The following is a 9,431-nucleotide window of genomic DNA, read 5'->3' on the forward strand; positions in this document are numbered from 1 at the left end:
TCATTTGCGCCCTGCGCATAGCCAAAACTGACTTGCGCGCCGCGCCTCCTTTCTATCAGCTGTTTTATCGCTGATCGTTTGGTTTAGTGATCGATCTGTTCGCTGTACGTTTCCCATAAAGCGAGCAGATGTTCGATCTCATTGTGTATTTCATCGATCTGTTCATCTAATGCCTGCATTTTCTGATAATCATGATAATACTCCGGCTCGAAACGAAGCGCTCTGGCATCTTCCAGTTCTTGCTCCTTACGGGCGATCTGCTTTTCCAGCTTCGCCGCTTCCTTCGCATAATTGATCAAACGCACTTTTTTATTTTTTTCCTTGATCGGCTCTGCGCCATGATGTGCCACAACGTCTTCATGCACAGCCCCCTCTTGCTTCAAACGCTCCAGATACTCCGCGTAAGACAAAGGATAATAAGTTGCCTTGCCTGCATCGATCACCAAGATCGCCGTTGCCAGTGAACGGATAAAGTAGCGATCATGCGACACAAACAGCATCGTGCCTTCATATTCTCGCAAAGCGTTTTCAAGCGCCTCTTTCCCAGCCAGATCCAAGTGATTGGTCGGCTCATCCAAGATCAAAAAGTTAGGCTGCGCCAACATCAATTTCACAAAACTAAGCCGTACCTTCCCCCCGCCGGATAACACATCGGTCGTTTTGAATACATCTTCTCCGCTGAATAAAAATCGTCCCAGCGCCGTTCTTACCTGTGTGCGATCCAAATGAGGAAAGGCATTCCACACTTCCTCCAGCACCGTCGCATTTCGCTGAAACTGCGCCAGCTCCTGATCGAAATAACCGATCTCGATCTGATGTCCGAGCAGAAATTCTCCGCTTCTTGCGGGAACCTGCTGCATCAGCGTTTTTACAAAGGTCGATTTCCCTTTGCCGTTGGGCCCGATCACCGCAACCTTTTCGCCCTGCATGATCGTCAGATCGATCACCGCCAGATCATGATCATAGCCGATATGTAAATCAGCGATCGAAAGCACTCGCCTGCCGCCTTTCACCCGCGGTGTAAAACGCGCCGCAAACTGCCGATCATCCGTCTTGATCTCTTCCACCTTTTCCATGCGTTCCAGATATTTGATCTTTGATTGGGCAAAGGCAGCTTTGTTTTTCTTATAGCGGAATTTCTCGATCAATTCTTCCATCCGCTTGATTTCCTGCTGCTGTCTGGCATAGGCGCTCTTTGCCCGCTCTACGTCCTGCTTCTTCATTTCGACATAATGGGTGTAGTTGCCCACATATTTGCGCATGACGCCAAATTCCAATTCATAGATCACATCACATACGTCATCCAGAAACATCCTGTCATGCGACACCAGCACCACCGCTTTGGGATAATGCTTCACATAGCCCTCCAGCCATTCGATCGTATCTAGGTCCAGATGATTGGTCGGCTCATCCAGCAATAAAATATCCGGCCTGGATAACAACAGCTTCACAAAACCCAAACGTGTCTTCTGCCCGCCTGAAAAAGCATAGATCGGCTTTTGCAGATCCTCTTTCGCAAAGCCGAACTTCGTGAATATGGTATGCATCTCCGCTTCCCACGTATAACCCCCGCGCTCTTCAAATTCTGTCATGACCCGCGCATATTGATCTAACAGCGCTTCCCCATAATCATGCTCCATCTGCCTGCTCAATTCCCGCATCTTGCTTTCCAGTTCTTTCAGGCCCGCAAAAGCCAGCTTCAGCTCTGCTTCCGCTGTTCGCGATTCATCTTCAAACGTCGTCTGCGCCAAGTAGCCGATCCGCATACGATTTTCCTGATGGATCGTTCCGCTGTCCAGTTCCTCCACGCCGGCAATGATCTTCAAAAGGGTCGTTTTCCCACATCCGTTCCTGCCGACAACCGCGATTTTCTCTTTTTCTTTGATCTCAAACTGTATATTTTCAAAAACCGTTTCGACACCGAACGATTTTGTCCCTTTACTGATTTGATACTTCATATCATTCCTCTTTTCTCATCCACTTTCTCATCTTTTTACATCTGCTCGCACCCTTCAGCACTTCCTGTGCCGATCACATCTCATTCTTCGCTTTCTTCCACCCGCAAAGATTTGGCGATCGATGCGGCAGTCGCTTCCATGATCTGCTTGCGGTTTGCTTTCCAGTAATTCATATCATCGGCATTGCTGACATAGCCATAGTAGATACTGATTGCCTGCATGCCATATAAATTGTCTTTGGCAAACGATGCCGTGCCTTTTACCGTATTTTCCGAATACATGCCTGCCTGCGTCGCCTTCCCGCCGGCTTCTCGTATTACCATATCGTTGTCATACACCGTTCTGCCATCCATTCCGGTATATTGCTCTAATGCAATGACACCGACAGTCTTTTCATCATAAACATACATCGGATTTCCTTCTAATTCCGTGTTTGCCTTCAGATCGTAAAGCAGGGCATTCGCCAAGACCGCAGAAGCATGAGAGGAATAGTAAATCTCCATGCCGTGTACGCTCGCTGAGGCATCCTCTTGTAAACCGATATGGAAATAGTAGCGGGCATTGCTTTGATAAGCCTTTGCCAGTCGTCCCTTGCGGCCATATGTATTGACGACATCCTCCATCTGATCGCGGGTAATACCGACTCGCAAACCGTATTTCTCCAGCGCCGCCTTTAATTCCAGCGCCGCCTGATAGTTTTCCTCATACTCCATCACGCCGTTGCCTTCACCGCCGCGTTCTACATAGTTGGTATAGTCCTTGTTGTATTCTGATGGATCCAGCATAATATCATAGTCATCCTGATTCGGCTTCTCTTCTTTTACCTCCAGAAACAAATAGCGATCCTGCAAAGTAACATCAAAATCCTTTAACAGCGAACGATCGGCGATCAAGGAAATACGATGCACCTTGCCGTTTCGTTTGATCGTTGTAAAATGATCATCATGCAGATCGCTCGCATAAACCGCACGCTTTCTTACAAGCTGATCAACGACATATACCTCATAAAAACCCGGTTCCAGTTCATCCAAAGGCAGTTTGCGATCCACGCTTCCCTCCATGGACAACTGATAAGTATGATCTTGATCACACACATCGACCAATTCCACCGTCTTGCCGACGATGTCATCGCTTTTTTCTACATCATAGGCTGTCTGCAGCAAACTCAGTGATTCTCCGTAAAACAAATAATCGCTTAATAAATAGGTGTCTTCAAAAGTCTGATTTAATTTTTCTTCCGTTTGCGGCGGAGAAAAGGAGCAGATCGCATAGCGCGTATCTTCCGGCGCCGGCTGAAACAGCAGATGCGCGAAAAAATAAACGCATAACAAAAGTAAGACCAACAGCGGCAGAGCGATCTTCCAGCGAATCTTAAATTGTCGGTTGCGCGGTGCGTATGCCATAATATGCTCCTTTCTTTCATTTCTTATCGTTCCGGATATTCCCGATGGATCTCAACATCTTTAATATGCTTCGGACGCTGCTCCTTTAACGGCGGATATTCCATGTGATGAACAGAAACCTCCACATCCAACAGTGCCTTGGGGTTTTTAGGAACCGGCAGCATCGTATCCTCAAAAGGAACGTATCGCACCGGATAAATGTCATCCTTGCGATATACCACCGGATGCTTAAAAAATTCAAATACCCACGTTAATTCAAAGCCGATCAGTTCACTGCCTTGATTTTTCCTGCCATAGTTTTCCGCAAGAGCGACAAAACGGCGTTTCAGCCTTTTGGGATTGATGCCGATATTTTCAAACAGTGTAATCAGCGGCATCTGAAGCAGCGCTTTCCTTCTCCAACGGCGATCGAGCTTTGGATCCTGCGACACATGATCGACGATAAAAACATCAATAAATAAACCATCTCCGCTTTTGCACTTATTGCGCAGCAGAACATTTTGTTCCTTCACATAAGTGCCGCGCTTGCGGATCTTCATTGCCGGGATACATACATTGTAGCTTGGATCTAAAGCAAACGACTGTGCGTAATACTGCTGCGGCAATTCGCCGATCACCTTTACAAAGCGTTCATAATCTTCCCGCATCATGCAAATGTCCGCATCATCATCCCAGGGAATAAAACCGCCATGTCTGATCGCACCCAAACAACTGCCTCCCGATAAATAATAAGGGATCCCATGCCGACGGCATAAAACGTCGATATCTTTCAACATTTCCAACAGGATCATCTGGACATCTCTTACCGTGATCACAGAGCCATCCCGCTTTTGTTTCAATACATATTCTTTCATCTTTTCACCTATTCATTCTAAACCTATTTTATTATAGAATAAAAGCGCGTTCCATACAACCTTTCTGACAAATTTGAAAGATGGCATCCACCCTGTGATCTTGAACCGTTCTCAAACAAAAAGAAGGGAAGTCCCTTCTCTTGCTTAAAACAACAGATTGTTCGGTGTTCTCGGGAATGGCTGCACATCGCGGATATTCTGCATACCGGTCAAGTACATCAAGAAGCGATCAAATCCCAAACCGAAACCGGCATGCTTGCATCCCCCATAGCGGCGCAGATCCATATACCACTGCAAGCTCTCTTTGCCCATGCCCATTTCATCCATGCGGGCATTTAATACCTCATAGCGTTCCTCACGCTGGCTGCCGCCGACCAGTTCACCTACGCCCGGCACTAATAAATCACAAGCCGCTACGGTTTTCTGATCATCATTGACACGCATATAGAAAGCCTTGATCTCCTTTGGATAGTCAGTCAAGAAAACCGGTCCCTTTACCACTTGTTCACACAAATAACGCTCATGCTCCGCATTCAGGTCCATGCCCCAGTAAATGTCGCGATTCTCAAATTTCACATCTGCTTTCTGCAATAAGGCGATCGCTTCACTGTAAGTCATGCGCTTAAATTCACTGTCCCGCACTTCACTGATACGGCGGATACAGTCTTTATCGATCATCTTTTCAAAGAATTTCATTTCTTCCGGCGCATTCTCCAATACATAATCAATACAGTACTTGATCATATCTTCGATCAGTTCCATATCATCATCCAGATCGGCAAAGGCAATCTCCGGTTCGATCATCCAAAACTCGCTGGCATGTCTTGAAGTATGTGAATTTTCAGCACGGAATGCCGGCCCGAACGTATAAACATCGCGGAAAGCCATCGCAAACGCTTCGACATGCAACTGCCCGGTTACCGTTAAGAACGCCTGCTTGCCGAAAAAGTCCTCCTCGTAGTGATCATCGCTGCGCGTAGTGGCGCAAAACATTTCTCCGGCGCCTTCGCCGTCATTGCCGGTAATGATCGGTGTATGCACATAGACAAAACCCTGATTTTGGAAAAACTCATGAATGGCCATCGACAAGATTGAACGCAGCCGATAAATCGCATAAAAACTGTTTGCCCGCGGACGCAGATGGGCAATCTCACGCATATATTCGAAACTATGGCGTTTTTTCTGAAGCGGATAGTCCCGATCACAGTCGCCCTCCAGCTGCATTTCCGCTACGATGATCTCAAAAGGCTGTTTCCCTTCCGGTGTGCGCTTCAATTTTCCCGTTACACTTACCGCAGCCCCAGTCGGATACTTTGCGATCGTATCAAACATCGCCAACTGATGATCATAAACCAACTGGGCATTGCGGAAATATGTACCGTCATTCAATTCGATAAAGCCGAGCTTCCCGCTGCATCGATTCGTCCTGATCCAGCCCTGCAATTCCACATATTCTAAGCTTTCCACCTCTACTAATGAGCCGCCTAATACCATTTCGTAAAGTTCTCTGATCGTAATAAATTCAAACATCTGTTTTCCTCCTTATAAAAAAACGTCCCCTGCTAACAGGAACGTCATCACACGCGGTACCATCCTCATTCATATACGCTGTTTCGCATATGCACCTTTCCCATAACGCCGGGCTGCGAAACTGTCTACTGATGCTTCGACGCACGTTCTCCAGTCTAACTCCGTGGCTGTTCCTTTCTTCCGCACCTGTGCCGGTCTTTCACCATCACCGGCTCGCTGCAAACAAGTTTTTGCGGATCAAGTTTCCACTTCTTCGTTTTCTTTTTTATTGAAATGAATTGGCATTTGTTTCAAACACCAGTTCTTGGATCGATGAAACGACATCTACCGGTTTCAAGCGCACGCCTTTTGGCACTTGGATGTGTTCATGCGTAAAATCAACGATACCGATAATGCCACAGGCGATCAAGCGATCGACCGTTTTTTGAATGTCTTTTGAAATCGCCAGTATCGCGATACGGCACCCTTCCGGGATCTTTTCTTCCAATTCGCTGAGATCATATACCGGAATGCCGAAGCGCACCCCCTGACGATCCGGATTCAGATCGAAAGCAGCCGCAATCTCTCCTACTACATAGTCCCATTTATTGTACTTCATCAAAGCTCTGCCGAGATTACCCGCGCCGACCAAAATGATCTTCTCATCGAAATCCATGCCGAGCTCCTGATTAAAGATTTCAATCAGTTTTGCGACATCATAACCATAGCCTTGTTTCCCCAAATTTCCTAGAAACGAGAAATCACGGCGAATCGTCGTCGGTTCGATGTTTACCACAGCGGCGAGTTCTTTAGACATGATGCGTTCTACTCCGCTTCGATGTAATTTGCGAAGTGCTTTCAGATAGACGGGATAGCGTTGCAAAGTAGCCTTAGGTACAGTCCTATTTGTCATACTTATCACCGTTCCTATTATAGCACAAGCGCCTTTGATTGTGAATAATTTATTTTATTGCACTAACCAATTTTGCACAGGTGAGGTCAGCATCTACTTTGTATTGCCATATTCCTCAAGATCCATGCTCGGATCGGCAGTCAAATCCATCTCGCCTCTTACCTGATGCAGATAGGCAGCCGTTCCCGCTACTGCGATCATCGCCGCATTATCCGTACAGCAGGATAGCGGAGGAATGATATAAGCGCAATCCGGAAACTGCTCTTCCATCATTTGGGTCATACGTTCCCGCAGCCGGGAATTCGCCGCTACACCGCCGGCCAAAACCACCTGCTTCGGCCTTTTCAGTTTGATTGCCTTTTCCAGCTTCTGCAATAGCTGTGTGAGTGCCGTTTCCTGAAAAGAGGCCGCCAGATTCGCTTCTTCATAGGCAACACCCTGCCGTTTACAGCGGTCGATAAACTGTAAAACACCGGATTTTAAGCCACTGAAGGAAAAATCCAGTTCCCCGGCGGTCTTAGGAAGCGGCAAGCGGTAGATCGCTTCCCCGCTTTTTGCCAGTCGATCGATCTTCGGACCGCCCGGATAGCCAAGCCCCATCACTCTGGCCACCTTGTCGTAAGCTTCTCCGATTGCATCATCCTGCGTCGTTCCCAAAATTTCAAAAGTAAAATCATCTTCCATATAGACCAGTTCGGTATGCCCGCCGGAAACGACCAGCGCCAACAAAGGGAAATGCAGCTCCTCTACCAAACGATTCGCATAAATATGGCCGGCGATATGGTGTACCGGCACCAACGGCTTATCAAAAGCATATGCCAATGTTTTAGCGGCCTGTACCCCGACATGCAGAGAACCGATCAGGCCCGGCCCCTGCGTAATGGCGATTGCGTCCATTTCTTCCATCGTCATATCGGCCTGCTTCAGTGCCTCTGCGATTACCATGGAAATATTTTCGACATGGATGCGGCTGGCAACTTCCGGTATCACACCGCCGAAATCTTTATGCACATCAATCTGTGTCGCAACGACATTTGCCAAGATCTCACATCCGTTTTTAACGATTGCCGCAGCGGTTTCATCACAGCTGGATTCCAGCGCAAAAATTACGGTATCACTCATTTATCATCACTCCCAACGGTTTTACTAAAAGCAGTGCATCTTCCTGATTATCGCTGTAATAACCCTTGCGTACATTGACCTGCATAAAGCCAAAGGATTCATACAGTTTTTGTGCGGGAAGATTGCTGATACGCACTTCAAGGGAAATATTATCACAGTTCGCATTTATCGCATCGCTTATCATCTGCTGCATCAAGGCATGTGCATGACCTGCTCTTCGAAACGCAGGGTGCACGGCAATCGACGCCAGCTGACAAATATCAAAGGTAATCCAAAAATCAATGTAAGCCACGACTCTTCCGTTCACTTCCACAACATATAGATAAGCATAGTCGTTTTCACTTAATTCATATAAAAAATGTTCTTTCTGCCATTTTGATGAAAAAGAACGCTTTTCAATCTGTTCAATTTCCATCAGATCGGACGGTTTCATTCTTCTGATCATCTTATTTCACCAGATAGGCGCTTTGTTCCTTCAAATAACAAGGCACCAGCGTATGCGGGTTCTGCACAAGCTGCCAAAGCGGCTTCAGATCACAAAAATTTGCGACAAAATCGACTTCCGTTTTCGGCATTCCCAGCAGATCCAAATCACCTATTAAATTGAGATCATCGTTTTGTTCCGCTTTGATCTCATCTAATGTCTTAATGCTTGGCTCCTCTATAAACACACCATTATGAAGTTTCCCGACATAGGCGCGATTGCTTCTCGCATCCAGCATCACATAGGCATTTTCCATCATCCCGGCATACAGCTGTAGCGTAGAAAGCGTATAAAGAGGAACGTTGCGGGTCGTCGCAAATACTTTGGCGATCGTCATGGCAATTCTGACTCCGGTATAGCTACCCGGACCGACGCTCACCACAAGCGCACCGATCTGCGATGCCTGCCATCCGGCTTGATCCATCAGCTCGATCCATTTTGGGAAAATGGTTTCAGACTGCTTTTTCCAAGAAGGAATCGCACAGCCCGCAACCACCGTTTGATCTTCGATCAGTGCGATCACCAAATGTCGATGCGATGTATCCATACAAACATATTTCATAATTCTTCCTCCAATTTACGATATCTTTCTCCAATGCCGTTGATCATGATCAGACGCTTTTCTCCCTCTTGATTTGTAATCGTTAATTCCAGTCGTTCTTTGGGCAGCGTGTATTCGATATACTGCGGCCATTCGACCACACAGACGCCTTCATCCGCAAACACTTCTTCAAAACCCAGATCCTGGGTAATCCCCTCTAAGCGGTAAGCATCAATATGATAAAAGGGTAAACTGCCCTGATAAATCTTCAAGATATTAAACGTAGGTGAATTGATCGTCTTTTTTACACCGAGCGAGCGCCCAAACGCCTTGGTAAAAGTGGTCTTGCCCGCACCCAGATCGCCTTTTAAGGTAACCAATAGCCCGGGAAATACTTTTGCGGCTAAAGCTTCGGCAAGTGCGTTTGTCTCTTCTAATGAATGAATTTCGATCGTTTTCATCATACACCTCCAACTGCATCAAAATGTGTGCGAGAACATTATACAGGAAAAACAACAAAAAAAAAAGCCTCGTTTAGAGGCAAGAAGGACCGGCGAAGTGCTATCTTGACTGAGGCAAGCCCAGCTATTGTCGCCGCTGAAGTGCTTAACTTCTGTGTTCGGGATGGGAACAGGTGTGTCCACTCC

The 9,431-nt window shown here is 46.8% G+C and carries 10 protein-coding genes and 1 rRNA gene; all 11 read right to left on the reverse strand.

Annotated elements, in window-relative coordinates:
- Positions 1 to 83 precede the first annotated feature (83 nt).
- Complete coding sequence (locus tag C1712_RS01950) at positions 84 to 1,958, reverse strand: ABC-F family ATP-binding cassette domain-containing protein (protein WP_102266293.1); 1,875 nt, start codon at positions 1,956 to 1,958, stop codon at positions 84 to 86.
- Between the two features lie 80 nt (positions 1,959 to 2,038).
- Positions 2,039 to 3,361 (reverse strand): N-acetylmuramoyl-L-alanine amidase, encoded by a 1,323-nt coding sequence (locus C1712_RS01955; protein WP_102266295.1) that lies wholly within the window; start codon positions 3,359 to 3,361, stop codon positions 2,039 to 2,041.
- A gap of 23 nt (positions 3,362 to 3,384) precedes the next feature.
- Complete coding sequence (locus tag C1712_RS01960; RefSeq protein WP_102266297.1) at positions 3,385 to 4,215, reverse strand: LicD family protein; 831 nt, start codon at positions 4,213 to 4,215, stop codon at positions 3,385 to 3,387.
- A 144-nt stretch (positions 4,216 to 4,359) separates the two neighbouring features.
- The gene (asnS, locus tag C1712_RS01965; RefSeq protein ID WP_102266298.1) at positions 4,360 to 5,745 is read right to left on the reverse strand and encodes an asparagine--tRNA ligase; all 1,386 of its coding nucleotides are present in this window, start codon (positions 5,743 to 5,745) and stop codon (positions 4,360 to 4,362) included.
- A 69-nt stretch (positions 5,746 to 5,814) separates the two neighbouring features.
- Complete coding sequence (locus C1712_RS12610; protein WP_180963041.1) at positions 5,815 to 5,967, reverse strand: hypothetical protein; 153 nt, start codon at positions 5,965 to 5,967, stop codon at positions 5,815 to 5,817.
- A 43-nt stretch (positions 5,968 to 6,010) separates the two neighbouring features.
- A complete protein-coding gene (locus C1712_RS01970; RefSeq protein ID WP_102266300.1) occupies positions 6,011 to 6,637 on the reverse strand; it encodes a redox-sensing transcriptional repressor Rex in 627 nt (208 codons plus the stop codon).
- Positions 6,638 to 6,730: 93 nt separating this feature from the next.
- Positions 6,731 to 7,759, reverse strand: a complete 1,029-nt coding sequence (tsaD, locus tag C1712_RS01975) for a tRNA (adenosine(37)-N6)-threonylcarbamoyltransferase complex transferase subunit TsaD (RefSeq protein WP_102266302.1) — start codon at positions 7,757 to 7,759, stop codon at positions 6,731 to 6,733.
- Positions 7,752 to 8,204, reverse strand: coding sequence for a ribosomal protein S18-alanine N-acetyltransferase (rimI, locus tag C1712_RS01980; protein ID WP_102266304.1), 453 nt, complete (start codon positions 8,202 to 8,204; stop codon positions 7,752 to 7,754). The genes tsaD and rimI overlap by 8 nt, the downstream gene beginning before the upstream one ends.
- Position 8,205: 1 nt before the next feature.
- On the reverse strand, positions 8,206 to 8,805 hold the full coding sequence (tsaB, locus tag C1712_RS01985) for a tRNA (adenosine(37)-N6)-threonylcarbamoyltransferase complex dimerization subunit type 1 TsaB (RefSeq protein WP_102266306.1): 600 nt from the start codon (positions 8,803 to 8,805) through the stop codon (positions 8,206 to 8,208).
- Positions 8,802 to 9,245: a tRNA (adenosine(37)-N6)-threonylcarbamoyltransferase complex ATPase subunit type 1 TsaE gene (gene tsaE, locus C1712_RS01990; RefSeq protein WP_102266308.1), complete on the reverse strand. Its 444-nt coding sequence runs from the start codon at positions 9,243 to 9,245 to the stop codon at positions 8,802 to 8,804. The genes tsaB and tsaE overlap by 4 nt, the downstream gene beginning before the upstream one ends.
- A gap of 87 nt (positions 9,246 to 9,332) precedes the next feature.
- Positions 9,333 to 9,431: ribosomal RNA gene (rrf, locus tag C1712_RS01995) — 5S ribosomal RNA — on the reverse strand; the annotation flags it as partial.

It is taken from the genome of Massilicoli timonensis (assembly GCF_900199515.1).
Lineage (GTDB): Bacteria > Bacillota_I > Bacilli_A > Erysipelotrichales > Erysipelotrichaceae > Massilicoli > Massilicoli timonensis.